The organism is Sinimarinibacterium flocculans, from assembly GCF_003201205.1.
GTDB classification, from domain to species: Bacteria; Pseudomonadota; Gammaproteobacteria; order Nevskiales; family Nevskiaceae; genus Solimonas; species Solimonas flocculans.
In genome coordinates this window covers 266,776-289,373 of the sequence record NZ_QICN01000001.1, presented here as the reverse complement: position 1 = coordinate 289,373, position 22,598 = coordinate 266,776, and the positions used below count along the sequence as shown (strand labels likewise).

The window sequence follows — 22,598 nt, the reverse complement described above, 5'->3', positions numbered from 1 at the left end:
ACCGGCTGATGGTTGCCAGCGAGTAGCGAATCCGTTACTGGGCAAACACTCGAAGAACTGGCGCGCCCGGAGAGACTCGAACTCCCAACCCTCAGGTTCGAAGCCTGATGCTCTATCCATTGAGCTACGGGCGCGGTGTCGGGGCGCCAGTGTACAGCGGCGCATGGTGTGGCAGGCAGCCCGCGGGTTTTTGAGCGACCTCGCCATCGATTGATGGTACGCTCGCGGCTGCCCGGCCGGGCTTCTTGTCTGCCCGGCGCGGTCGGGCCGGCAGGGGCCGCCCCGGGGGAACGAACCAATCCATGCAAGACGATCATCGCGACGCCGCCAGCCACGATTTCGGCGCCCTGTTCCGGCGCGTGAGGGAGGTGGCGCAGACGCTGCCGGGTGCGCAGCTCGCGCAGCGGCAGCTGGAGCGCGTGGAGACGCGCGTGCTCGGCGAGCTCAAGCACCGTCTCGATCACCTGGACCCGGACGATGCCTGCGGCCCCGCCCGCGCCGGAGCCTCCGGCCGACAGCCCGGCCTGCAGGAACGCGCGGCGCGCCTGCTTGCGCGCGCCGAGGAGCAGACGCCGGAACAGGCGACGGACGCCTTGTTCCATCTGCTGCTCGACCAGCTCGTCGCCGACGAGTTGCTGATTCTCAAGGCGCTGGCGAAAGAAGCTGCGGTGCCGCTGCTGCACGTGGCCATCGGCCCGCGCCTGGGGCCGGCGACGCAGCGCCTGGTGTCGAACGTCAGCGGCCTCGGCAAGCTGGCGGGTGTCCGGCTGCTGGGGCAGACCCCCGCCTACATCGCGCGCCTGCGGGCGCTGGGGCTGGTCGAATCCGCCGCCGAGGACGACCGCCTGGAGATCAAGTACCAGATGCTGGAGGCGGACGGCGCGGTCCGCGAGGCCGTGGAGCAGGCCAAGCCCGGCGCGCTGAGCACGGTGCACTATCAGCGGCGGGTGCTGCAACTGTCGGACCTGGGCCGGGCGTTCTGGGACGCATGCGCGCCGCGCGACTAGCCCGGTGCGTCTGCGGCGCAGGCCGGGTCGCGGACGCCGACCGGTGTGGATGAACTCATGAGCATGGACTTTCTGACGTTGGCGCTCGCCGACTTCAAGGCGAACCTCTGGCTGTACCTGTCCATCCCGGTGACCAGCGGTCTGGTGGGTTACGTGACCAACGTCATCGCCATCAAAATGATGTTCTATCCGCTGGATTTCGTCGGCAAGCCGCCGATCTTCGGCTGGCAGGGCATCATCCCGCGCAAGGCCGGCAAGATGGCGGCGATCGCCTGCGAGACGCTGGTGCCTACGCTGGTGACCGAGCGCGAGATCTTCGACCGCCTGGAGCCGGCGCGCGTGGCGGCGGAGATCGAAAAGCCGCTGCTGGCCCTCGTCGACGATCTGATGGACGAGATCATGCGCGAGTACGAGCCCACGCTGTGGGAGACGCTGCCGATCCGCGTGCGCAACATCATCGTCCGGCGCATCCAGGACGACACGCCGCAGGTGGTGGCGCAGATCATGGGCGAGCTGCGCAACGACGTGGAGATGGTCTTCGACCTCAAGGAGATGGTCGTCTCCACGCTGATCCGCGACCGCGCGCTGATCAATGCCGTGTTCCAGGAAACCGGCAAGGAAGAGTTCAAGTTCATCGGCCGCTCCGGCCTGTACTTCGGCCTGCTGTTCGGCGTGTTCCAGATGATCGGCTGGACCTTCTACAAGGCAAGCTGGCAACTGCCGCTGTTCGGCCTGCTGGTGGGCTGGGCGACCAACTACGTGGCGCTGGAGATGATCTTCCGGCCGCAGACGCCGCGCCGTATCGGGCCGTTCACGATCCAGGGCCTGTTCTTCAAGCGGCAGAAGGAAATCTCCCGCGACTACGCGCGCCTGATCGCCGACGAGATCGTCACGCCGTCGAACATCATCGAGGCCGTGCTCAAGGGCCCGTACGCCGACCGCGTGTTCAGCATGATCGCCAAGCACGTCAAGCGCACGATCGACGAGCAGTCCGGCATCGCCCGTCCGTTCGTGGCGTGGACCGTCGGCACCAAGCGCTACGTGGCGATGAAGGACACCGCCGTCAGCCGCATCGTCTCGCGGCTGCCTCAGACCGTGCGCGCCGTCGACGGTTACGCCAAGGACGCGATGGACATCAGCAGCACGCTGGCGGGCCGTCTGGAAGTGCTGCCGCCGCTGGAGTTCGAACGCATGCTGCGGCCGGCCTTCAAGGAGGACGAGTGGATGCTGATCGCCACCGGCGCGGCGCTGGGCTTCTGCGTCGGAATCGCGCAGGTGATCGCGTTCCGCCTGCTGGCGGTGGAGCCGACACTGGCAACCTCCGCCCTGCGCCTGATCGGGATCGGTTAGCCCGCATTTCTCACAGGGTGATCGAGCGATGGCCGTAGGCCGAGGATGCCAGCAGCGCCGGGCTGGAGCGAAACCGATGGTTGTTCCATCGGTTGAGTGAAGCCCAAGCTGATGGCACCGCAGGCAGGCCAGCGCCGATCAGCCTTCGATCCCGATGACCGCTTGTTTTGCGAGCGCATCACGAAATCCTCAATGAGTTCCGGCCCTGGTGCGGGGATCGAAGGCGACCCTGTGAGAAATGCGGGCTAACGTCCGAGCCGGTAGCGCAGGAAGCCCGGCCAGAGGCGGGCATGGCGCAACACGCTGCGCAGCATCGCCAGTTGATCGAAGTAGACCGTGCGCTCGCTGCCGAGGCCGTCGCGCAGCAGGAAGCGGTCCACCGCGGGGATCGCGGTTCTGGCATTGCGCAGCGGCTTCATGCGCCACTCGATGAACACCGTCTGATCGTCGCCGCTGGCGCGGTCGATCTCGCCGTGCAGTTCCGGCAGGCAGCGCAGCAGTCGCGACAGCTCGTGCCGGGCGGCGTCGCGCCCACGGATCGCCGGCAGGTGCGGCTGTCGCAGCACGACGTCCTCGCACAGCAGGGCGACGAGGCCCTCGGGCGTCGGCCGCGCCCAGGCCTCGGCGAAGCGCTCGGCGAACTCGTGCATCGGCGGTCTCCGGGTGGACGGACCCGGACAGCCTAGCGCCGCTCTCCCGTCTCGGCGATGACCTTCGAGGTCAACGTGCCGCGTCGATGATGGCCTGCAGGTCCGCGGGCACCGGCAGGCGGCGGAACGGGCTGATGTTGCTGCCGCCGGTGTTGCCGGTGGGCACCAGGCCGACGGCCGTCTTGGTCGCGGCGCCGACCAGGCGCAGCATCTGGCCGCGCACCTCGCGGCGGTCGCGGTGGCGCAGGCCCCACTGCAGCATGCGCAGGTGCACGCGCACGTGTTCGCGCGTCGAACCCTGGCCGAGCACGTGCGCGCGTTCCAGATGCGCGTATGCCCGCGCCGGATCGCCGGCCTGCTCGGCCGCGTCCGCCGCGGCCAGCTCCGCGCTGACACTCGGGCGGATGTGGCGGACGAAGTCGCGCCACCGACGGAAACGTCCGCTTGCCTTGCTCATGCACCGCTCCTGGAGGAACCCGGCGCGCAGCCTGCACTCCGGACCCCGGTCCGGAGTCAAGCCTCAGGCGCCGCGCAGCGCGTCGAGGCGCCGCTCCAGGAAGCGTCGTTCCGGCTCCTGGCGTGCGAGTGCCAGGGCCTGCTCGTAGCCTTCGCGCGCCTCGGCGCGACGACCGAGCCGGCGGCAGAACTCCGCGCGCGCGGCATGCGCGAAGTGGTAGTCGCGCAGCTCGCCGCGCGCGAGGATCGCGTCGACCAGCCGCAGGCCGGCGTCGGCACCGTCGCGCATCGCCACGGCGACCGCGCGGTTGAGCTCGACCACCGGCGACGGTTCGAGCCGGTGCAGCACGTCGTAGAGCCCGACGATCTCCGCCCAGTCCGTCTCGGCCGCGGTCTTCGCGTCGGCGTGTACGGCGGCAATCGCCGCCTGCAGGCTGTACGGCCCGAAGCGCCGCGACGACAGCGCGCGCTCCACCAGCGCACTGCCCTGCGCGATCAGCTCGCGGTTCCACAGGCCGCGGTCCTGGTCCTCCAGCAGGATCAGGTCGCCGCCGGCGGTGCTGCGCGCCGTACGGCGCGACTCCTGCAGCAGCATCAGCGCCAGCAGGCCCATGACTTCCGGGTCCGGCAGCAGCTCCAGCAAGAGGCGCCCGAGCCGGATGGCCTCGGCCGAAAGATCGTGGCGCGTCAGCTCCGTGCCGGACGACGCCGAATACCCTTCGTTGAACACGAGGTAGACGACCCGCAGCACCGATTCGAGCCGCTGCGGCAGCTCGGCGCGGCCCGGCACCTCGTACGGAATCCTGGCGTCGCGGATCTTGTTCTTGGCGCGCACGATGCGCTGGGCCAGCGTCGACGGCGCGGTGAGGAAGGCGTGCGCGATCTCCTCGGTCGTCAGTCCGCAGACCTCGCGCAGCGTCAGCGCCACCTGGGCGTCGGCCGGCAATGCCGGGTGGCAGCAGGTGAACATCAGCCGCAGGCGGTCGTCCTCGAGATGCTCGTCGTCGCGGTCGTTGTCGGCCTCGGCGTAGAGCTCGTCCGCGACCAGGTGCAGCGAGGCGTCGAAACGCGCGCGGCGGCGGATCACGTCGATCGCCTTGAAGCGACCGGCCGAGACCAGCCAGGCACGGGGACTGTCCGGCACGCCATCGCGCTGCCACTGCTCGACCGCGGCGGCAAAGGCCTCGTGCAGCGCCTCCTCCGCCAGGTCGAAATCGCCGAGCAGGCGGATCAGCGTCGCCAGTACCCGCCGCGACTCGTCGCGGTAGACCGCATCGACGACGCGGCGGATATCGATGGCGGCCGGTGCCTTCATCGCGCCTGCCCGCGCCGGCTACATCTCGACGATCGGCTTGAAGCCGCCCCAGAACATGCGCTTGCCGTCGAAGGGCATCTTCTTGGGGTCCATCTGCAGACGCGGATCGCTCATGACCTTCTTCATCACGCGGTCGCGATCCTTGCGCGACTTGTAGACCACCCAGGCGAAGACCACGACCTCGCCCTTCTTGAGCTTCACGCTCTGCGGGAACGAGGTGTGCTTGCCCGGCTTGACGTCGTCCTCCACGCACTCGACGTAGGCCAGCGCGCCATGCTCGCGCCAGACCTTGCCGCCCAGGCGCGCCATCTTGCGGTATTCGCCGAGCTTGTCCTTCGGCACCGGCAGTACGAAACCATCGACGTATGACATCCGACCTCTCCTCTCGCAGTGTGGGTCAGGCAGCCGCGATCATTGCACGGCCGCGGGGTCCATCCACATCATTTCCCAGATGTGTCCATCGAGATCCTGAAACGCACGCTCGTACATGAAACCGTGATCCTGTGGCTCGCGGAACGGCTTCGCGCCGGCGGCCATGGCCTTTCCGACCCGCTCGTCGACCTGCGCACGGCTGTCGCAGGACAGCGCGATCAGCACCTCGCTGGTCGTGTGCGCATCGCAGATCGCCTTGGGCGTGAAGCGGCGGAACGAGGCATGCGTGTGCAGCATCGCGTGGACGGTGTCGCTGATCACCAGGCAGGCGGCCGTGTCGTCGGTGAATTGCGGATTGAAGTGCCAGCCCAGTGCCTCGAAGAACGACATGGACTTCTTCAGGTCGGCGACGGGCAGGTTGACGAAGATCATCGTGGACATCGTTTCGGCTCCTTGAATCGACTGCCCTCGCGGATGGCGAAGGCTTCCACCTTCTGGTCGAACCGGACACGGCCCGTTCGACACTCCGCCGTCAATCGGACTTGGGCATCGCCTCCGCCTGGATGCGCAGTGTCACCCGCCCGGCGTCGCCCTGGCCGAACTCGCTGTACTTCATGCCGTAGACGCCCCAGTTGAGTTCGCCCAGCGCATCGGCGCCGCAGACCTCCTTCTTGTAGAAGGGATGCTCGATGCACTTGAAGCTGTTGAGCGTCAGGGTCAGCGGCAGGGTCTTGCCGCGGAACGTGAACTCGCCGTCGACCGCAACCGCCTTGTCGCCTTCGAAGCGCAGCTCGCCGACGTAGGTCGCCTCGGGATACTGCGCGACGTCGAACCATTCTTCGCCGCGCGCCTTCTCGTCCATGATGTCGAGGCCGAAGTTGATGCTGGCGGTGTCGATCCGCACTTCCACCCGCCCGCTGCGCGCCTCGCGGTCGAGCGTGACCGTGCCGCTGGTGCGATCGAACTTGCCGCGCCAGACCGAGATGTCCATGTGCGGGAACTCGATGCTGGGAAAGGTGTGCAGCGGATCGAGTTCATAGACCACCGGCGCCGCCGCGGCCGGCACGGCGCCCAGCGCCATGCCCAGCGCCGCTGCCGGGGCAAGCAACAGCCGTTCAGTTCGTTTCATAGCGTCCCTCCTCGGGCAAACCCTCCGCGATCGGTCGCACCTCGATGCTGCCGAAGCGCGCCGACGGCCAGCGCCCGGCGATCTGGATCGCCTCGTTGAGGTCGCGTGCCTCGATCATGAAAAAGCCGCCGAGCTGTTCCTTGGTCTCGGCGAACGGTCCGTCGGTGGCCGACAGCTGGCCGTTGCGCACGCGCACGGTGGTGGCGTTGCGCACGGTCTGCAGCGGCCAGGTGGTGATGAGCTGTCCGCTGCGCTGCATCTGTTCGACATAGGCCAGCGTCTCCTCGCGCAGCGACTGCCACTGCTCGCGCGACATCGACGCCAGCTTCGACTCCTGCTCGTAGGCCAGGCAGAGATACTTCATTTCGCACTCCGGTGTTCGCGGCAACGCGTGCCGCCGTTCTTCAGTCGAGCGGCGCCCGCGGATTTCGACACCGCCGGCCGGCGGGCAGTAGCGCAGCGACCACATGCGCGCTACCGCGGCATCAGCTCGCGGATCGGTCGCACCTCGATGCTGCCGACCGTGGCCGGCGGAATCTTCGCCGCCATCTGCAGCGCCTCGTCGAGATTCTTCGCGTCCAGCAGGTAGAAGCCGGCGAGCTGTTCCTTGGTTTCGGCGAACGGGCCGTCGGTGATCGAGACCTTGCCGTCGCGCACGCGCACGGTCGTCGCCGTGTGCACGGACTGCAAGGCCTCGGCCGCCACCAGGTGACCGCTGTCGCGGAAGCTCTGGCCGCAGGCCATGCACTCGGCATCGTCCCAGCCTTCGAGCTTGCGTTCGTCGCTGTACACCAGACACAGGTACTTCATGAGGCGCTCCTTGCCGTCTCGGGGACGGCGCTGATTCTGACGGGGTTTGATGGCCCTTACCTGACGATTGCCGCCACCGCGGCACTCCGGCGGGCGGGCGGGCCTTCGTTGCGGCAGGCCTCGTCGTGCCGTGTGCGGACGCGGCCGTCGGGTGTCAGGTCCAGGCACAGCGCGGCGCCGTCCAGCAGCTCGATGCCGCGCGCATAGGTCGAATAGGTGTGGAAGATCTCCCCCGGGCCCTTGCGATAGAACACGCTCAGGCCCGGCAGTTCCTCGATTCGCGCTTCGACGGCCGCGTAGTTGTAGTAGACCTTGCCGCTGGCGAGGTCGCGCGGCGCGAACGAGACGTTGAAGTCGTCATTGAACTCGCCGTGCTCCGCGGAGACCCAGCGAAAACCCCAGCCCATGCGCCGGCGGTAGGCCTCGATCTGCGCCGGCGAAGCGCGTGACACGGCGACGAACGACAGGTCGTGGCGCTCGAAATGCCGGCGGGCCACGTCGAGGTGATCGGCCGTGACCGCGCACGCGGCACAGCCCTGCGTCCAGCCCGGGGCGAACATGTGGTGATGGACCAGCAGCTGCCGGCGACCGTCGAACAGCGCGTCCAGCGTGACCGGCCCGTCAGGGCCGTCGAACCGGTAGGACCGCTCCAGCCGGACCCAGGGCATGGCGCGCCGCGCGGCGTCGACGCGGTCGCGCAGCCGCGTCAGCGCCTTTTCCTGTTGCAGCAGCGCCTTGCGCGCGAGCAGCCAGTCACCGCGCGACACCACGGCAGGACCGGTCTCGGCATCGATCCCGGAGAGGACGGCAGGCATGGCGGGACTCCAGTGCGGGTAGATGCACACGGCCCCGCGGGGCCCTCGGCGGGCCCCCGGCGGGAACGTGCTCACTGGATGGTCGAACCGGCACGCCGGATTTCGACACGGCGGCCTCAAGAGCCGCCGGGCGCGCCGACGCGGAGGGCCGCGCCAGCCCCGCCAAACGGATCAGGACCCGGAGGTCTTCTTCGTCGCGCCGCTGATGCTGTCCGGCGTGCGCTCGTCGAGGCCGCTGGTGATCGCCGCGGCGCGCAGTGCCGACAGCTCGGTGATCGACAGCAGCATCTCCACCTCGTCGAGCATGGCCGCGCGGTAGCTCGCCAGCGTCGAACGGCCCTGCGGCGTGGCGGTTGCCGCCGCCGGCGCCGCGACGCCGAGGCTCAGGTCGCCGGGAATCACGTAGGCGCCGCGCGTTTTCTTCCAGTCGTCGAACAGGGCGTTCCAGGTCCTGATCTCGGTGTCGAGGATGCGCATGCGCGCCTCCAGGTGCTGCTGGTTCTCGGCGAGGATCGCGCTGTCCGTGCACGGCGCCGGGCACGGGCGCATGCGCCGGTTGACCTCCATCTGCTGCTGCCCCAGCGCGCGCTGCAGCCAGCGCTTGCGCTTGGCCAGCGCCGCCTGCGGGCTGCGTTCGCCGCCGTTGGCGGTCAGGTAGTCCGCATACGCGCGCGCGGCGCGCTGCACCTCCGGCGGATCGTTCGGCGCCGCGGCCACCGGCGTCCCCGGTTGCGGTGCGGCGCCGCCATTGAGTTCGGCAACCGCCGCCCGCTCGGCGGTGATGGCCTGGCGCAGCGTCACGACCTCCGGCTGGATCACCGCGCCGTCCGCGACCCAGGTCACCGCGGTCGCGGCATCGGCGGGCGGGCGCGGCACGGCGGCGAACAGGTCCGACAGCGAGGCTGCCGCCACCGGCAGCGTGCACAGGCCGAGTGCCCATGCACAAAAAAGGCGCGAGACGGTGTGTGAGATGGCCATGTTTCCAGCATCGTCTGGAGCCAGGATCGACCCCGGCCAAGGGGTACGCAAGAATGGCGCCGGATCGCTGCGGGTAGTGTCGGCCACCCGGGGATCGGCGATCCTGCCCCGCCCGCCCGTTCGCAGGACGCCCGCCATGCAGGTCCACCCGGAATTCCCGCAGCTCGACGCGATGCTCGAAGCGTGGCGCGAACCGATCGGCGCCGACTACGAGGCCTACCGCAATCACCTGCTGCGCATGCTGAACTTCTGCTTCGCGCTGGCCCGGCCCGACGAGACCGCCGCGCGCAAGCTGGTGATCGCCGCGGTGTTCCACGACATCGCCATCTGGACGCACGGCACGATCGACTACCTGCGGCCGTCCGCCGAACTGGCCCGCGAATGGCTGCAGCAGCACGGCGAACCCTCCTGGGGCGACGAAATCGACGCGATCATCGACCAGCATCATCGCTTCCGTCCGTGGCGGGAGGCCGGCGGCGATCTCGTCGAGGCCTTCCGCAAGGCCGACCTGGTCGACGTGTCGCTGGGCCTGGTGCGCTTCGGTTTGCCGCGCGCCTTCGTCGCCGATGTGCGCAGGACCTTCCCGAATGCCGGATTCCACAAGCGGCTGGTGCAGCTCACGCTGCGCCAGCTCGGGCGCGAACCGCTGCGACCGCTGCCGATGATGAAGTGGTAGGCAAGGCCGGCCCGATGGCCGGACTGCTGCCACCGCCGCGCGAATCGATCTATCGATAGCACTGCCGGTCATGCCGGACAGGGCATGACAGCCGGTATCCTCCGCGCCCGTCCATTCCCCGAACGCAACGGTCATGGCCCGCTCGCATTTCCTGCCGACTCCGACCCGTTATCCCCGGTCCGGGCGACTGCCCGCCGCCGCGGTGCTGCTCGGCATCGCCACGGTCGCCAGCGCCCAGGATGCCCCGTCCGCCGGCGATTCGGACGAGCTGAACGTGATCGCCGTCGAGACCCTGCGCGACGACGCACCGGTCGAGCAGGCCGCGACGCCGGCGCCCGGTGCCATCGAGACGATCATCGTCACCGCGCAGAAGCGCGAGCAGTCGCTGCAGGAGGTGCCGATCGCGATCTCGGCGTTCACCGACTTCCAGCTCGACGCGCGCGGCATCGTCAGCGTCAAGGACCTGGGCACGGCCGTGCCGGGCCTGCAGTTCAGCGACCTGGCCGGCTACAACCTGATCTACCTGCGCGGCGTCGGCACCGATGCCTTCGTGCCGTCAGCGGAGCCCAGCGTCGCCACCTATCTCGACGGCGTGTACTTTCCGTCGGCGCACAACATGGTGCAGTCCTTCGGCGCGCTGGAGCGCATCGAGGTGCTGCGCGGACCGCAGGGCACCCTGTTCGGGCGCAATTCCACCGGCGGCGCGATCAGCCTGTTCACGCGCGCGCCCGGCCCGGAGCCGGAAGCCTCGGTGCAGGCCAGCTATGCCCGCTTCGACGACCTCAAGGCTCGCGCGCACGTCAGCGTGCCGCTGGCCGACACGGTGGCGGCGAGCTTCTCCGGCTTCTATCACCGCGAGGACAACTACTACACGCTGGACAACGGCGGCACCGACGAGCTGCCGCCGGAGATCGGCCGCGGCGGACGCCTGCGCCTGTCCTTCGCACCGACCGACGATCTGCGCATCACGCTGACCGGTCTGCTCGCGCGCTACAGCGGCACCTCTACGACGACCTCGGTGAATACCGCGCCAAGCCTGCTCGGACGGTTGCTGCTGATCCCGGCGGAGACGCGCGAGTACGTCGTCACCGCGGATTCGACGCCGTCGCTGACCACCGACACCGAGGCCTGGTACGGCGAAGCGGTGTGGACGCTGCCGTGGTTCGACGTGAAGCTGCTCGGCAGCCACTACTTCATCGACGCCTACGACTACGTCTACGACTACGACGGTTCGCAGCGTCCCGCGGCGACCTACGGCGCCGAGAGCGACTACCAGCAGATCCGCACCGGCGAGCTGCAGTTCACGTCCAACGACGGCAGCTTTGCCAGCCACTGGCTGCAGTGGGTCGCCGGCCTGTACTACCTGCGCAGCGAGGGCGGCTACAACCCAGGCTACCTGTCGCTGGCCGGCAGCGTGCTCAATCTCGAACCCGTGCTCGGCGGCCTGCCCGACGCGCTGCGCGGGCTGCTCGGCGCCGCGCCGCTGCCGACGCAGCTGCGCTTCAACTTCATCGGCCTGATCGGCGCCGAGTCCTACTCGGGCTATGCCCAGGCCACGGCCAATCTCACCGACTGGCTCAACCTGACCGCGGGCGGCCGCTACCAGGAGGAGACGCGCACGCTGATCCGCTCGGACGTCGAGCTCGAAGGCATCGACGGCTCGCTGGTCTCGTTCGCGCCGCGCGAGTCCACCGTCAGCAACTTCTCGCCGCGCGTCGCCATCGACGTGACGCCGACCCGCAACCTGATGCTGTATGCCTCGTTCTCGCAGGGCTTCAAGAGCGCGACCTACAACATCATCAACATCTACCTGCCGCCCGACTACATCGAGCCGGAGGAGGTCACCTCCTACGAGATCGGCTTCAAGTCGGACCTGTTCGACCGTTCGCTGCGCCTGAACGTCGCCGTGTTCGAAAGCGAGATCGAGAACCTGCAGACCGGCTTCGTCTCGCTGACCAGCGGCGGCGCGATCAATTTCGAGAATGCCGGCGAGGCGCGCATCCGCGGCGTGGAGTTCGACGCCACGGTGCTGCCGATGCCGCAGCGCAATCCGGGCCTGGTGCTGACCCTGGGCGGTTCGTGGCTGGACGCGATCTACACCGACTACCGCAACGGCAGCGGCTACGACGAGGACACCGGCCTGTCGTTCCGCAGCGACTGCGGCGACGATCCGGACAATCCGTCCGGCCCACGCTGCCGCGACTTCAGCGGCAACCGCATCGTGCGCACGCCCGAGTTCAGCGGCGCCGCGTCGCTGAGCCAGACCGTGGATGTGCGCAGCGGCAGCGTCGAGGTCGGCGTCGACTACTACTACAACGGCGGCTTCTTCTACCTCGCGCAGAACTCGGAGAACTCCTTCGAGAGCAGCTACCGCGTCGTCAACGCGCGCGTCAGCTACCTGCACGCGCCGTGGAACCTGCGCGTGACGGTGTTCGGCGAGAACCTGCTCGACGAGCGCTACCGCCTCGCACAGTTCCACACCGACTTCGGCCGCGCCGATACGCTGGCGCCGCCGGTGGTCGTCGGCCTGCGCCTGAACTGGGATTTCTTCGGCTAGTCGTTCGCGGCGCGACCGAGCACGTCCGCCGTGTGTTCGCCGAGCCGCGGCGCCGGCGCGCTGCGCGGCAGCTCCGCGTCGAAGCGGATCGGCAGCGCGAACGCGGGCTTGCCGCCGTCATCCTCGATCATGCCGCGTGCGCGCACCTGCGCGTCGTCGAGCACCTCGTCGAGGCTCAGCACCGGCGTCACGCAGCAGTCCTGACCGGCCAGCAGCTCGGCCCACTGGTCGCGCGTGCGTGTCATGAACAGTCCCGCCAGCGCGAGATGCACCGGCGCCGTCACCAGGCGCGCGCGTCGCGGATCGCCGCGCATCCGGCCGAGACTGCCGAACGGATCCTTGCTGCCGCCCGGCGTCTTGCCGCCGGATGACCCGGACGTGCCGGAGCCGCGCGGCAGCCACTTCCTCAAGGGCGCGGGCAGCCGGTCGCCGAGCACGGCGAGCAGGCGCAGGAAGAACTTGGGCTCCAGCGCGCCGACGGCCAGATGCCGGCCATCGCGGCAACGATAGACGCGGTAGTTCGGCAGCAGGCCGGTGAGCATGCCGGCGCCGCGCGGCGGCAGCCGGCCGTCCTGGCGCAGCGCCGCGAGCGCGATGGGCATCAGCGCGAGCGCGCCGTCCATCATCGAGACATCGACCATCGTGCCCTGCCCGCTGCTGCGCGCACCGATGACGGCGGCGAGGATGCCCATCGCACAGGTCAGCGCTCCGCCGGCCAGGTCGGCGATCTGCAGGTTCGACTGCGCGGGCGGCCCGCCGGCGCTGCCGACCTGGTCGAGCACGCCGGCCAGCGCGAGGTAGTTCATGTCGTGCCCGGCCCAGTCGCGATACGGCCCGGTCTGCCCGTAGCCGGTGAGCGCCGCGTAAACCAGCCTCGGGTTGCGCGCGCGCAGCGTCTCGTAGCCGCAGCCGAGCTTGTCCATGACGCCGGGGCGGAAGGATTCGAGCACGACATCGGCGTCGTCGACCAGCGCGAGGAAGGCCTCGCGATCCTCGGCATCGCGCAGATCCAGCGTCACCGATTTCTTGCCGCGGTTGACCTGCGCGAACAGCTCGCCCATGCCGCGCGCGTAGTCGCCGCCGTCCGGCTCCTCGATCTTGATGACCTCCGCGCCCATCTGCGCGAGATACAGCGAGCAGAACGGCCCGGGCAGCAGGCGCGAGAGGTCGAGCAGGCGGATACCCGCGAGCAGCGTGTTGCCGGGCATCGGTCAGCCTCCCTTGAAGTTCGCCTTGCGCTTCTGCGTGAAGGCCATCACGCCTTCCATGAAGTCCGGGTGGCGGCCGCAGTCGCGCTGCAGGTCGCGCTCCAGCGCAAGCTGCGTGTCCAGATCGTTGCCGGCCGCAGCGTGGATTGACTGCTTGATGCGCGCGATCGCCTGCGCCGGGCCGTCGGCAAGCTTGCGCGCCACGGCCGTCGCCCGCGCGGCCAGCGCCTCGTCGTCGACGACCTCGGCGATCAGGCCCCATTGCTGCGCCGTCTCGGCCGGCAGGCGCTCGCCCAGCAGCGCGAGCTGCATCGCCCGCTGCGGGCCGACGAGGCGCGGCAGCAGCCAGGTGCCGCCGGCGTCCGGAATCAGCGCGATGTTGACGAAGGCCTGCAGGAAGTAGGCGCTGCGCGCGGCGATCGTCAGGTCGGCCAGCAGCGCGACATTGGCCGCGGCCCCGGCCGCCGCGCCGTTGACCGCGGCGATCACCGGCTTGGGCAGGCTGCGCATCTGCGCGATCAGCGGGTTGTAGTGCGTCTCCAGCGGCAGGCCCAGATCGAGCCTGCCGTCAGCGCCGAGCGGCGGCGCACTCATGTTTGCGACCAGGTCGGCGCCGGACGAGAACGCCCGCCCCTCGCCGGTCAGCACGACGGCGCGCACCTGCTGGTCGTCGGCGCACCGCGCGAAAGCGTCGCGCGTCTCCTCGAGCAGGCGCAGCGTCATCGCGTTGAGCGCCTGCGGGCGGTTGAAGCGGATGGTGGCGACGCCGTCTTCGACGCCGTAGAGGATGTCTTGGTAGCTCATGGGTCAGTCCAGCGTCGAACGCGCGATGATTTCCTTCATGATCTCGGAGGTGCCGGCGAGGATGCGGTGGATGCGCTCGTCCTGGTACAGGCGGCAGATCTCGTACTCCTCCATGTAACCGGCGCCGCCGTGCTGCTGCACGCCCTCGTCGACCATGCGGCCGGCCAGTTCGCTGGTGTAGAGCTTGGCGCGGGCGGCGTCGACCGGATCGAGCTTGCCGAGGTTGTGCTGCTCCACGCAGCGGTCGACGTAGACCTGGGCGATGTCGATCTCGGCATCCAGCGCGGCGAGCTTGAAGCGCGTGTTCTGCATCTTGCTCAGCGGCTTGCCGAACACCTTGCGGTTGCGCACGAACTCGCGCGTCACCTCCATCGCGACGCGCGTGGCGGCGAGGTTGCCGCAGGCGCCGATCAGCCGCTCCTCAGCGAGGCCCTTCATCAGGTGATAGAAGCCGGCGTGCACTTGGCCGAGCACGTTGGCCTTGGGCACCTTGACGTCGCGGAAGAACAGCTCAGCGGTGTCCTGCGACTTCATGCCCATCTTCTTGAGCAGACGACCGCGCTCGAAGCCCTCCATGCCGCGTTCAACGATGAACAGCGTCACGCCGTGCGGGTTCTCCGCGTGCGTCTTCGCCGCGACGATGACGACGTCCGCGTTGATGCCGTTGGAGATGTAGGTCTTGGTGCCGTTGAGCACCCAGTGATCGTCGTGCTCGACCGCGCGCGCCTTCATGCCGGCGAGATCGGAGCCGGCGTCCGGCTCGGTCATCGCGATCGCGAGAATCTTCTCGCCGCTGATGAACGACGGCAGGAAGCGCTGCTTCTGTTCCTCGTTGCCGAAGTGCTGGAAGTACGGCGCGACCAAGCGGCTGTGCAGCGTGATGAAGTAGCCGGAGTCGCCGTGGAAGGCGTTCTCCTCGATCAGGATCTGCTCGTAACGGAAGTCGTTCAGCCCGAGCCCGCCATACTGCTCGTCCGCCCAGATGCACAGCAGGCCGGCCTCGCCCGCCTTGAGGAAGGCCTCGCGATCGACGATGCCGGTCTCGCGCCATCGCTCCGAATGCGGCCGGATCTCGGTCTGGAAAAACTTGCGGGCCGCATCGCGGAACTGCTCCATCTCCGGTTCGAACGGTCTGCGCTGCATCTGCTGTCTCCAAGGGCGCTGCGGCTTGCACCGGCGCGCCTGCCATACCAAAGTGCGGACCGCAGCGGTCGCACATTGCGTACACTGCGCGCGGACCCGATGCGGTAACGATCGTTACCCCGTGACGGCCTTGAGCCGCCACGTCGGTCCGTATAATGCCTGCCGATCCGCTTGGCGCCAATGTTTCGGGCGCCTGTCGTATCGGTTACTCGGATTTTCTGAAACGGAGAAACAGCGTGCAGATCAAGGATCATGTCGGCATCGTCACCGGCGGCGCCTCGGGTTTGGGCGAAGCGACCGTACGGCGCCTCGTCGCGCAGGGCGGCAAGGCCGTCATTGCGGACATGAACGCGCAACGCGGCGAAGCGCTTGCGAAGGAACTCGGCGACGCCGCGCGCTTCGTGCGCTGCGACGTCGGCGTCGACACCGACGCGGTCGCCGTGGTCCAGGCGGCGCAGGAGGCTTTCGGCCGCATCGACATCCTCGTCAACTGCGCCGGCATCGGCACGCCGGCGAAGGCGGTCGGCAAGGATGGCCCGCTGCCGCTCGCGCAGTTCGAGAAGATCATCAAGGTGAATCTCGTCGGCAGCTTCAACCTGATCCGCGTGGCTGCAGCGGCCATGCAGGGCCAGCAGCCCAACGATCTCGGCGAGCGCGGCGTGATCATCAACACCGCCTCGGTCGCGGCCTATGACGGCCAGATCGGCCAGCCCGCCTACGCCGCCTCGAAAGCCGGCGTCGTCGGCATGACGCTGCCGCTGGCGCGCGAGTTCGCGCGCTTCGGCATCCGCGTGGTCACGATCGCACCGGGCCTGTTCCTGACGCCGCTGCTCGAAAGCCTGCCCAAGGAAGCGCAGGACTCGCTCGGCGTGCAGGTGCCGTTCCCGCCGCGCCTGGGCAAGCCCGACGAGTTCGCGCAGATGGTCACGAGCATCGTCGACAACGTGATGCTCAACGGCGAGACGATCCGCCTCGATGGCGCGATCCGCATGGCGCCGAAGTGAGTCCAGCCTAGAGCGATATCGCTTCAAATCGAAAACGTCATTCCCGCGAAGGCGGGAATGACGACTCATCCACCTCCTCACAGGACGCTCCCATGCGCATGCCCGCGAGCTGGCAAGGCCGCCTTCGCATCCCCGCGATCGCCGCGCCGATGTTCATCGTCTCCAACCCGAAACTCGTCGCTGCCTGCTGCCAGAGCGGCGTCGTCGGCACGTTTCCGGCGCTCAACCAGCGCACGACGGCGGGCTTCGTCGAGTGGCTGGAAACGCTCAACGCGACGCTGACCGACAAGGACGCACCGTACGGGGTGAACCTGATCGTGCACCGGACCAACCCGCGCCTGCAGGCCGATCTCGAGCAGGTGGTGCGCCACAAGGTGCCGCTGGTGATCACCTCGCTGGGCGCCGTCGCCGAGGTCGTCGACGCCGTGCACAGCTACGGCGGCGTCGTGTTCCACGACATCGTCAACCAGCGCCACGCAGAGAAGGCGGCGAAGGCCGGCGTCGACGGCCTGATTCCGGTATCGGCCGGTGCCGGCGGGCATGCCGGCGTGGTCAACCCGTTCGCACTCGTGCCCGAGATCCGCAGCGTCTTCGACGGCTACATCGTGCTGTCCGGTTGCATCTCCTCGGGTCGCGGCGTCGCCGCGGCACGCGCGCTGGGCGCGGACTTCGCCTACATGGGCACGCGCTTCATCGCGACGCAGGAGGCGAATGCGCCCGAGGCGTACAAGCAGATGCTGATCGACGCCGGCAGCGCCGACATCGTCTACACGCCGGCCATCAGCGGCATCCCGGCGAACTTCCTGCGACCGTCGATCGTCGGTGCCGGGCTCGACCCCGACAACCTCAAGCCCAAGACCGAGATCAACCTCGGCGAGGAACTCAGTGCCTCCAAGGCCTGGAAGGACATCTGGTCCGCCGGCCAGGGCACGACCGAGATTCGCGACCTGCCGCCGGCCACCGAACTGTGTGCACGCCTGATCCGCGAGTACGGCGAAACCTGCAGGAGCCTCGCCGACGGCATGTGACCGGCAGGACGCGGCGGTGCGGCGCAGCAGCCCTTGCCGGCCACGCCGCCCGCATCAAGACTCGGACGCTGATCCTTCGCACCGCAATCCGGGGTAGCTGATGTCGCTTGAACACTTTGACGTACTCGTCGTCGGGGCCGGCCTGTCCGGCATCGGCGCCGGCGTGCATCTGCAGACGCACTGTCCGGGCAAGACCTGGGCGATCCTCGAGGCGCGCGACACCATCGGCGGCACCTGGGACCTGTTCCGCTACCCCGGCATCCGCTCGGATTCGGACATGTTCACGCTCGGCTACTCGTTCAAGCCGTGGACGGCCGCCAAGTCGATCGCCGACGGTCCGTCGATCCTCGAGTACGTCCGCCAGACCGCGCGCGAGCACGACGTCGACCGGCACATCCGCTTCCGCCACAAGGTCGTGCGCGCGAGCTGGTCGGGCGACGATGCGCGCTGGACCGTGGAGGCCGAGTGCGGCGAAGCGCGCGAGACGCGGCGCTACACCTGCCGCTTCCTCTACATGTGCAGCGGTTACTACCGCTACGACGCCGGCTACATGCCGGACTTTCCCGGCGCCGGCGACTTCGGCGGGCAACTGACCCATCCGCAGCACTGGCCCGAGAACCTCGACTACGCCGGCAAGCGCGTCGTCGTCATCGGCAGCGGCGCGACCGCGGTGACGCTGGTGCCGGCGATGGCCGGGACCGCGGCGCACGTCACCATGCTGCAGCGCTCGCCCACCTATGTGCTGACGCTGCCCGGCGAAGACCGCATTGCCGGCGCCCTGCGCAAGGTGCTGCCCGAACGCGCCGTCTATGCCCTGACGCGCAGCAAGAACGTGCTGATGAGCTTGGCGTTCTACACGGTGTGCCGGCGCTATCCCGGCTTCGCGAAGAAGCTGCTGCGCAAGGGCATTGCCGCGCAATTGCCGGCGGACTACCCGATCGACGAACACTTCCGGCCGCGGTACAACCCCTGGGACCAGCGTCTGTGCTTCGTTCCGGACGCCGACCTGTTCAAGGCCGTGCGCCGCGGGCAGGCCGACATCGTCACCGACCATGTCGAGCGCTTCACGCCGGACGGCATCCGGCTGAAGTCCGGGCGCGAGCTGGCCGCCGACATCGTCGTCTCCGCCACCGGGCTGCAGCTGCTGGCCTTCGGCGGCATGCAGATCCGCGTCGACGGCGAGGACGTCAATCTGGCGCGGACGATGAGCTACAAGGGCATGATGCTCAGCGGTGTGCCGAACTTCGCCTACTGCATCGGCTACACCAACGCCTCGTGGACGCTCAAGGCGGACCTCGCCTCCCAGTACGTCTGCCGCATCATCGCGCGTCTCGACCGCAACGGCGGCGGCTACGCCGTGCCGCACAACGACGATCCGAGCGTCGGCGAGGAACCGCTGATCGATTTTTCGTCCGGTTACGTGCAGCGCGCGATCGAGAGCTTCCCCAAGCAGGGCTCGAAGGCGCCGTGGAAGCTGCACCAGAACTACATCAAGGACCTGATCACGCTCCGCTACGGCACGCTCGAGGACAGCGGCATGCGCTTCGTCGCCGGCCGCGACGACACGGCTGCGGCGGCGGAGGCGGCGTAAGCAAGGCACCCCGCTGACCGCAGCGCCGGCACCCGCTGTCGCAACGACATTGACACGATTACATCGATCAATGTCACAATGATTCCGCCACGCCAGCCGGAGAAGACATGGCCAGCGTATCGACGACGGGAGTGCCGGACGGGAACGATCTCGACGGCTTTCGCAGCGCGCAGCGCCTCGCCTACCGCTGCGCCGAAACCATCGGCGCGGAGTTGCGCCCGGGCATGACCGAGCGCGCGGTCGCCGCGCGCATGCGTGAGTTCCTGCAGGACGAGGGCGCCGACGACTGCTTCCACGAGCCCTTCGCCTGGTTCGGCGATCGCACGGCCTTCCGTGGTTTCGCCGGCATCCGTCACCTGCGCGGCTTCAACCCGGCGTTCTACCCGGGCGGACGCGTGCTCGAGGAGAACATGCCCTACATCCTCGACTGCGCCCCGACCGTCGGCGGCTACACGGCGGACATCGGCTACTGCGGCGTGATCGGCGAGAACCGCGTGCTCGACCGGCTGATGGACGATCTTCACGAATACCGGACGCTGATCCTGGATCGCGTGCGCGCACGCGACTCGCTGGCCGCGATCAGTCGCGCGGTGGACCGTCTGTGCAGTCGCCACGGCTACGAGCCGCGGCACAAGGCCTATCCGTTCGAGGTGCTCGCGCACCGCGTCGAGCGCCTTGCCGAGGACGGTCGCGCCCGCCATCCGTCGCTCGCACGCTTCGGCCTGCGCAACCTCGCCGGGCTGGCGCGCGGCGGCCTGCGCGGACGACGGGAAGGCTGGTCGCCGCTGTGGAACAGCAGCGCGACATCCGATCACCCGCCGACGCCGGGCCTGTGGGCGGTGGAGCCGCACCTGGGCTTTCGCGGCACCGGTGCCAAGTTCGAGGAACTGCTCGTCGTCACCGACGACGATGCCTGGTGGCTCGACGACGACGTGCCGCATGTGCGGCGCTGGATCGCGCGCGGACTGTGGTCGCCGCCGGCCACCACGCAGAGGGCGGCAGCATGAGCGCGCGCAAGACCCGCTTCGTCGCTTCGGGAAGCGTGCGGCTCGCGGTGCACGAGTGGGGCGAGTCCGCTCGCCCGACCCTGCTGCTGGTCCACGGCTACCCCGACAGCAGCCGCGTCTGGGACGCCACCGCTGCCCTGCTCTGCGAGCACTACCACGTCGTGGCCTATGACGTGCGCGGCGCCGGCCAGTCGACGGCGCCCGAGTCGGTCGCCGACTACGCGCTCGACCACCTGGTTGCCGATGCCGCCGCGGTCGCCGATGCCGTGAGCCCGGACCGGCCGGTGCATCTGGTCGGCCACGACTGGGGATCGATCCAGTCCTGGGAAGCGGTGACCACGGAAACGATGCGCGGTCGCATCGCCTCGTTCACGACCATCTCCGGACCGTGCCTCGACCACGCCGGCCACTGGGTCCGCCAGCGGCTCAGGAACGGCACGCCGCGCGAGTTCTCGCGCGTGGCCTCGCAATTGCTGCACTCCTGGTACATCGGCCTGTTCCACCTGCCGTTTGCAGCGCCGAAGGCCTGGGAAATGGGCCTCGACAGGTTGTGGCCGTCGCTGCTGGAGAAACTGGATGGCGTCGCCCCGCACATCAGCGAGACGCAACGCGAGGACGGTCGCCACGGCATCAAGCTGTATCGCGCCAACGTGCGCAGCCGCCTGCTCGAACCGGGCGAGCGGCGTGCCGAGATCCCGGTGCAACTCATCGTGCCGCTGCGCGACCGCTTCGTGACACCGCAACTGCTCGACGACCTGCCGCAGTGGGCGCCGGCGCTGTGGCGCAGCGAGGTGGATGCCGGTCACTGGCTGCCGCTGAGTCATCCGCAGCTGCTCGCCGAGCGGATCGGCAGCTTCGTCGACTTCGTCGAAACCGGTGACGAACCGCCGGCGCTGCGCCGGGCCCGCGTCCGCGGCGCGCGGCGCAGGCACAGCGGCAAGCTGGTCGTCGTCACCGGTGCCGGCTCCGGCATCGGTCGCGAGACCGTGCTCGCCTTCGCCGAATCCGGGGCAGACACCATCGCCGTCGACATCGACCGCGCCGCCGCCGAACGCACCGCCGAACTCGCGGGCCTGCTCGATACCTACAGCGTCGCCTACGCGCTCGATGTCGGTGACGCCAGGGCGATGGAAGCCCTGGCCGCCGAGATCGGCGAGCAGTACGGCGCCGCGGACGTGATCGTCAACAATGCCGGCATCGGCATGTCGGGCCCGGTGCTCGATACCTCCACCGCCGACTGGAAGAAGATCCTCGACGTGAATCTCTGGGGCGTGATCCACGGCTCCCGCCTGTTCGCGCAGCAGATGATCGACGCCGACACGCGTGGCCACATCGTCAACGTGTCTTCCGGGCTCGCCTTCTTCCCGACGCGACTGACGCCGGCCTACAACACGACCAAGGCCGCCGTGCAGATGCTGACCGAATGCCTGCGCGCCGAACTGGCCGAGCGACATATCGGCGTCAGCGCGATCTACCCGGGCGTGGTCAACACGAACATCGTCAGCACCGCGTCGATGGTCGGCGCCGACGGTGACGAGGCGGCCGCGAAGCGCAGCCGCGCGAACCGGCTCTACGAGCTGCGCAATCTCAAACCCGATGCGGTCGCCCGCGCCATTGTCGATGCGGTCGAGCACAACCGCGCCGAGGTCCGCGTCGGCGCCGAGGTGCATGCCATCCGCTGGCTCACGCGCTTCGCGCCGGGCGCGGCGCGGCGCATCGCGCGCATCAACCTATAGCCGGCGCCAGGAGTCCGCAATGACCCGAGTCCTGCCGTTTCCCGGCGTCCGCCGGGCATCGTCGACCACCCACGACATCCTCCCGCGCAAGGTGCGCTTCGACTGGGCGAACACGCCGCTGGAGTGGATTCCCGGCCAGCCGTTCGCGAGCCACTTCATCAACGAGATCAACATGATCCTGCCGGCCGGCGAGTTCTGGTTCTGCCGGCTCTACAACCAGGCGCTGCCCTTCGTCACCGACGACAAGCTGCGCGCCGACGTGCAGGCCTTCGTGCGGCAGGAAGCGATGCACGCGCGCGCGCACGCCGGCGCCTGCTCGGAGTACCTGCGCGCGCACGGCATCGACACCCGCCGCAATCTCGCGGTGATGGACTGGCTGTTCGAGCGGGCGCTGGGCGACGAGCCGTTCGGTCGCAAGCTGCCCAGGCTGCTGCAGCGGCGCTGGCTGGTCTTCCGGCTCGGCATCATCGCCGCGGTCGAGCACATGACCTGCGTGCTCGGCAAGTACGCGCTGAACAACCGCGAGTGGGACAAGGCCGGGGCCGACCCGGTGCTGCTCGACCTGATCCGCTGGCATGGCGCCGAGGAGATCGAGCACCGCAGCGTCGCCTTCGACCTGTACACGCATCTCGGCGGCAGCTACCTGTCGCGCTACTACCTGTCGGCGATCACCTTCGTCGCGGTCTTCGGCATCTGGGCCGACGGTGCCGCGGACCTGATGTGTCAGGACCCGCGCTTCGCGAAGCAACGGCCGAGCGTCTTCCGGCCGTGGCTGTGGCGCGAGTGGGTGCGCGTGGCCCGCAACGGCCACCTGCCCGATCCGCTGTGGCTGTTCCTGACGGAGCTGCCTTACCTCTCGCCCTGGTACGACCCACGCAACGAGGCCTCGACCGAGCAGGCGCTGGCGTATCTCGCGCGCTCGCCGGCCGCGAGGTCGGCGGCCGCCTGAGCGGCCGCCGACC

General features: G+C 68.9%; 23 protein-coding genes and 1 tRNA gene. 10 read left to right on the top strand and 14 right to left on the bottom strand.

Annotated elements, in window-relative coordinates:
• Positions 1-58: 58 nt before the first annotated feature.
• A tRNA-Arg gene (locus C8D93_RS01315) sits at positions 59-134 on the bottom strand.
• Positions 135-302: 168 nt separating this feature from the next.
• On the opposite strand from C8D93_RS01315, the gene C8D93_RS01310 reads away from it, so the two are divergent.
• Positions 303-1,007: an Abi-alpha family protein gene (locus C8D93_RS01310; protein WP_110263358.1), complete on the top strand. Its 705-nt coding sequence runs from the start codon at positions 303-305 to the stop codon at positions 1,005-1,007.
• Positions 1,008-1,064: 57 nt separating this feature from the next.
• The gene (locus tag C8D93_RS01305) at positions 1,065-2,357 is read left to right on the top strand and encodes a DUF445 domain-containing protein (RefSeq protein ID WP_211307140.1); all 1,293 of its coding nucleotides are present in this window, start codon (positions 1,065-1,067) and stop codon (positions 2,355-2,357) included.
• A gap of 245 nt (positions 2,358-2,602) precedes the next feature.
• On the opposite strand, the gene C8D93_RS01300 is transcribed toward C8D93_RS01305, so the two are convergent.
• The 10 genes from C8D93_RS01300 to C8D93_RS01255 all read right to left on the bottom strand — a co-directional run bounded on the left by C8D93_RS01300 (position 2,603) and on the right by C8D93_RS01255 (position 8,882).
• Entirely contained in the window at positions 2,603-3,007 is a 405-nt protein-coding gene (locus tag C8D93_RS01300) for a nuclear transport factor 2 family protein (protein ID WP_110263357.1), read from the bottom strand.
• Between the two features lie 70 nt (positions 3,008-3,077).
• The gene (locus tag C8D93_RS01295; RefSeq protein ID WP_110263356.1) at positions 3,078-3,464 is read right to left on the bottom strand and encodes a DUF3703 domain-containing protein; all 387 of its coding nucleotides are present in this window, start codon (positions 3,462-3,464) and stop codon (positions 3,078-3,080) included.
• A gap of 63 nt (positions 3,465-3,527) precedes the next feature.
• Positions 3,528-4,778: an RNA polymerase sigma factor gene (locus C8D93_RS01290; RefSeq protein ID WP_110263355.1), complete on the bottom strand. Its 1,251-nt coding sequence runs from the start codon at positions 4,776-4,778 to the stop codon at positions 3,528-3,530.
• Between the two features lie 18 nt (positions 4,779-4,796).
• Positions 4,797-5,150 (bottom strand): DUF1428 domain-containing protein, encoded by a 354-nt coding sequence (locus tag C8D93_RS01285; RefSeq protein ID WP_110263354.1) that lies wholly within the window; start codon positions 5,148-5,150, stop codon positions 4,797-4,799.
• 39 nt (positions 5,151-5,189) lie between these two features.
• Positions 5,190-5,591: a VOC family protein gene (locus C8D93_RS01280; RefSeq protein ID WP_110263353.1), complete on the bottom strand. Its 402-nt coding sequence runs from the start codon at positions 5,589-5,591 to the stop codon at positions 5,190-5,192.
• A 91-nt stretch (positions 5,592-5,682) separates the two neighbouring features.
• Positions 5,683-6,279, bottom strand: coding sequence for a YceI family protein (locus tag C8D93_RS01275; RefSeq protein ID WP_110263352.1), 597 nt, complete (start codon positions 6,277-6,279; stop codon positions 5,683-5,685).
• Positions 6,266-6,643 carry a YciI family protein gene (locus C8D93_RS01270; RefSeq protein WP_110263351.1) on the bottom strand — a complete coding sequence of 126 codons (378 nt, stop codon included), beginning with the start codon at positions 6,641-6,643 and terminating at the stop codon, positions 6,266-6,268. The genes C8D93_RS01275 and C8D93_RS01270 overlap by 14 nt, the downstream gene beginning before the upstream one ends.
• A 110-nt stretch (positions 6,644-6,753) precedes the next feature.
• Complete coding sequence (locus tag C8D93_RS01265) at positions 6,754-7,089, bottom strand: YciI family protein (RefSeq protein WP_110263350.1); 336 nt, start codon at positions 7,087-7,089, stop codon at positions 6,754-6,756.
• Between the two features lie 56 nt (positions 7,090-7,145).
• Complete coding sequence (locus C8D93_RS01260; RefSeq protein ID WP_110263349.1) at positions 7,146-7,904, bottom strand: DUF899 domain-containing protein; 759 nt, start codon at positions 7,902-7,904, stop codon at positions 7,146-7,148.
• A 171-nt stretch (positions 7,905-8,075) separates the two neighbouring features.
• On the bottom strand, positions 8,076-8,882 hold the full coding sequence (locus tag C8D93_RS01255; RefSeq protein WP_110263348.1) for a hypothetical protein: 807 nt from the start codon (positions 8,880-8,882) through the stop codon (positions 8,076-8,078).
• 136 nt (positions 8,883-9,018) lie between these two features.
• On the opposite strand from C8D93_RS01255, the gene C8D93_RS01250 reads away from it, so the two are divergent.
• Together C8D93_RS01250 and C8D93_RS01245 are read left to right on the top strand one after the other, a co-directional pair.
• Positions 9,019-9,558, top strand: coding sequence for an HD domain-containing protein (locus tag C8D93_RS01250; RefSeq protein WP_110263347.1), 540 nt, complete (start codon positions 9,019-9,021; stop codon positions 9,556-9,558).
• A 133-nt stretch (positions 9,559-9,691) separates the two neighbouring features.
• Complete coding sequence (locus tag C8D93_RS01245) at positions 9,692-12,115, top strand: TonB-dependent receptor (protein ID WP_110263346.1); 2,424 nt, start codon at positions 9,692-9,694, stop codon at positions 12,113-12,115.
• On the opposite strand, the gene C8D93_RS01240 is transcribed toward C8D93_RS01245, so the two are convergent.
• From C8D93_RS01240 to C8D93_RS01230, 3 genes are read right to left on the bottom strand one after another with little or no spacing between them, the layout of a single operon-like run.
• Positions 12,112-13,323 carry a CaiB/BaiF CoA transferase family protein gene (locus C8D93_RS01240; RefSeq protein ID WP_110263345.1) on the bottom strand — a complete coding sequence of 404 codons (1,212 nt, stop codon included), beginning with the start codon at positions 13,321-13,323 and terminating at the stop codon, positions 12,112-12,114. The genes C8D93_RS01245 and C8D93_RS01240 overlap by 4 nt on opposite strands.
• A 3-nt stretch (positions 13,324-13,326) precedes the next feature.
• Complete coding sequence (locus tag C8D93_RS01235; protein WP_110263344.1) at positions 13,327-14,127, bottom strand: enoyl-CoA hydratase-related protein; 801 nt, start codon at positions 14,125-14,127, stop codon at positions 13,327-13,329.
• A 3-nt stretch (positions 14,128-14,130) separates the two neighbouring features.
• On the bottom strand, positions 14,131-15,270 hold the full coding sequence (locus tag C8D93_RS01230) for an acyl-CoA dehydrogenase family protein (RefSeq protein WP_110263343.1): 1,140 nt from the start codon (positions 15,268-15,270) through the stop codon (positions 14,131-14,133).
• Between the two features lie 236 nt (positions 15,271-15,506).
• Here C8D93_RS01230 and C8D93_RS01225 point away from each other — a divergent pair, with 236 nt between their 5' ends.
• From C8D93_RS01225 to C8D93_RS01200, 6 genes are all read left to right on the top strand, one after another.
• The gene (locus tag C8D93_RS01225; protein WP_110263342.1) at positions 15,507-16,274 is read left to right on the top strand and encodes a 3-hydroxyacyl-CoA dehydrogenase; all 768 of its coding nucleotides are present in this window, start codon (positions 15,507-15,509) and stop codon (positions 16,272-16,274) included.
• Between the two features lie 92 nt (positions 16,275-16,366).
• Positions 16,367-17,302, top strand: a complete 936-nt coding sequence (locus C8D93_RS01220; RefSeq protein ID WP_110263341.1) for an NAD(P)H-dependent flavin oxidoreductase — start codon at positions 16,367-16,369, stop codon at positions 17,300-17,302.
• A gap of 100 nt (positions 17,303-17,402) precedes the next feature.
• Positions 17,403-18,893, top strand: coding sequence for a flavin-containing monooxygenase (locus C8D93_RS01215; protein ID WP_110263340.1), 1,491 nt, complete (start codon positions 17,403-17,405; stop codon positions 18,891-18,893).
• Positions 18,894-19,000: 107 nt separating this feature from the next.
• A complete protein-coding gene (locus C8D93_RS01210; protein WP_110263339.1) occupies positions 19,001-19,900 on the top strand; it encodes a M24 family metallopeptidase in 900 nt (299 codons plus the stop codon).
• Positions 19,897-21,636: an SDR family oxidoreductase gene (locus tag C8D93_RS01205; protein ID WP_110263811.1), complete on the top strand. Its 1,740-nt coding sequence runs from the start codon at positions 19,897-19,899 to the stop codon at positions 21,634-21,636. Before C8D93_RS01210 ends, C8D93_RS01205 begins: the two co-directional genes overlap by 4 nt.
• A gap of 19 nt (positions 21,637-21,655) precedes the next feature.
• Positions 21,656-22,585 (top strand): metal-dependent hydrolase, encoded by a 930-nt coding sequence (locus tag C8D93_RS01200; protein WP_110263338.1) that lies wholly within the window; start codon positions 21,656-21,658, stop codon positions 22,583-22,585.
• Positions 22,586-22,598: the final 13 nt, after the last annotated feature.

Bases quoted from the DNA above. Each gene is read 5' to 3' on its own strand.
- C8D93_RS01310 (WP_110263358.1), top strand. From the start codon at position 303: ATGCAAGACGATCATCGCGACGCCGCCAGCCACGATTTCGGCGCCCTG.
- C8D93_RS01305 (WP_211307140.1), top strand. From the start codon at position 1,065: ATGAGCATGGACTTTCTGACGTTGGCGCTCGCCGACTTCAAGGCGAAC.
- C8D93_RS01300 (WP_110263357.1), bottom strand. From the start codon at position 3,007: ATGCACGAGTTCGCCGAGCGCTTCGCCGAGGCCTGGGCGCGGCCGACG.
- C8D93_RS01295 (WP_110263356.1), bottom strand. From the start codon at position 3,464: ATGAGCAAGGCAAGCGGACGTTTCCGTCGGTGGCGCGACTTCGTCCGC.
- C8D93_RS01290 (WP_110263355.1), bottom strand. From the start codon at position 4,778: ATGAAGGCACCGGCCGCCATCGATATCCGCCGCGTCGTCGATGCGGTC.
- C8D93_RS01285 (WP_110263354.1), bottom strand. From the start codon at position 5,150: ATGTCATACGTCGATGGTTTCGTACTGCCGGTGCCGAAGGACAAGCTC.
- C8D93_RS01280 (WP_110263353.1), bottom strand. From the start codon at position 5,591: ATGTCCACGATGATCTTCGTCAACCTGCCCGTCGCCGACCTGAAGAAG.
- C8D93_RS01275 (WP_110263352.1), bottom strand. From the start codon at position 6,279: ATGAAACGAACTGAACGGCTGTTGCTTGCCCCGGCAGCGGCGCTGGGC.
- C8D93_RS01270 (WP_110263351.1), bottom strand. From the start codon at position 6,643: ATGAAGTATCTCTGCCTGGCCTACGAGCAGGAGTCGAAGCTGGCGTCG.
- C8D93_RS01265 (WP_110263350.1), bottom strand. From the start codon at position 7,089: ATGAAGTACCTGTGTCTGGTGTACAGCGACGAACGCAAGCTCGAAGGC.
- C8D93_RS01260 (WP_110263349.1), bottom strand. From the start codon at position 7,904: ATGCCTGCCGTCCTCTCCGGGATCGATGCCGAGACCGGTCCTGCCGTG.
- C8D93_RS01255 (WP_110263348.1), bottom strand. From the start codon at position 8,882: ATGGCCATCTCACACACCGTCTCGCGCCTTTTTTGTGCATGGGCACTC.
- C8D93_RS01250 (WP_110263347.1), top strand. From the start codon at position 9,019: ATGCAGGTCCACCCGGAATTCCCGCAGCTCGACGCGATGCTCGAAGCG.
- C8D93_RS01245 (WP_110263346.1), top strand. From the start codon at position 9,692: ATGGCCCGCTCGCATTTCCTGCCGACTCCGACCCGTTATCCCCGGTCC.
- C8D93_RS01240 (WP_110263345.1), bottom strand. From the start codon at position 13,323: ATGCCCGGCAACACGCTGCTCGCGGGTATCCGCCTGCTCGACCTCTCG.
- C8D93_RS01235 (WP_110263344.1), bottom strand. From the start codon at position 14,127: ATGAGCTACCAAGACATCCTCTACGGCGTCGAAGACGGCGTCGCCACC.
- C8D93_RS01230 (WP_110263343.1), bottom strand. From the start codon at position 15,270: ATGCAGCGCAGACCGTTCGAACCGGAGATGGAGCAGTTCCGCGATGCG.
- C8D93_RS01220 (WP_110263341.1), top strand. From the start codon at position 16,367: ATGCGCATGCCCGCGAGCTGGCAAGGCCGCCTTCGCATCCCCGCGATC.
- C8D93_RS01215 (WP_110263340.1), top strand. From the start codon at position 17,403: ATGTCGCTTGAACACTTTGACGTACTCGTCGTCGGGGCCGGCCTGTCC.
- C8D93_RS01210 (WP_110263339.1), top strand. From the start codon at position 19,001: ATGGCCAGCGTATCGACGACGGGAGTGCCGGACGGGAACGATCTCGAC.
- C8D93_RS01205 (WP_110263811.1), top strand. From the start codon at position 19,897: ATGAGCGCGCGCAAGACCCGCTTCGTCGCTTCGGGAAGCGTGCGGCTC.
- C8D93_RS01200 (WP_110263338.1), top strand. From the start codon at position 21,656: ATGACCCGAGTCCTGCCGTTTCCCGGCGTCCGCCGGGCATCGTCGACC.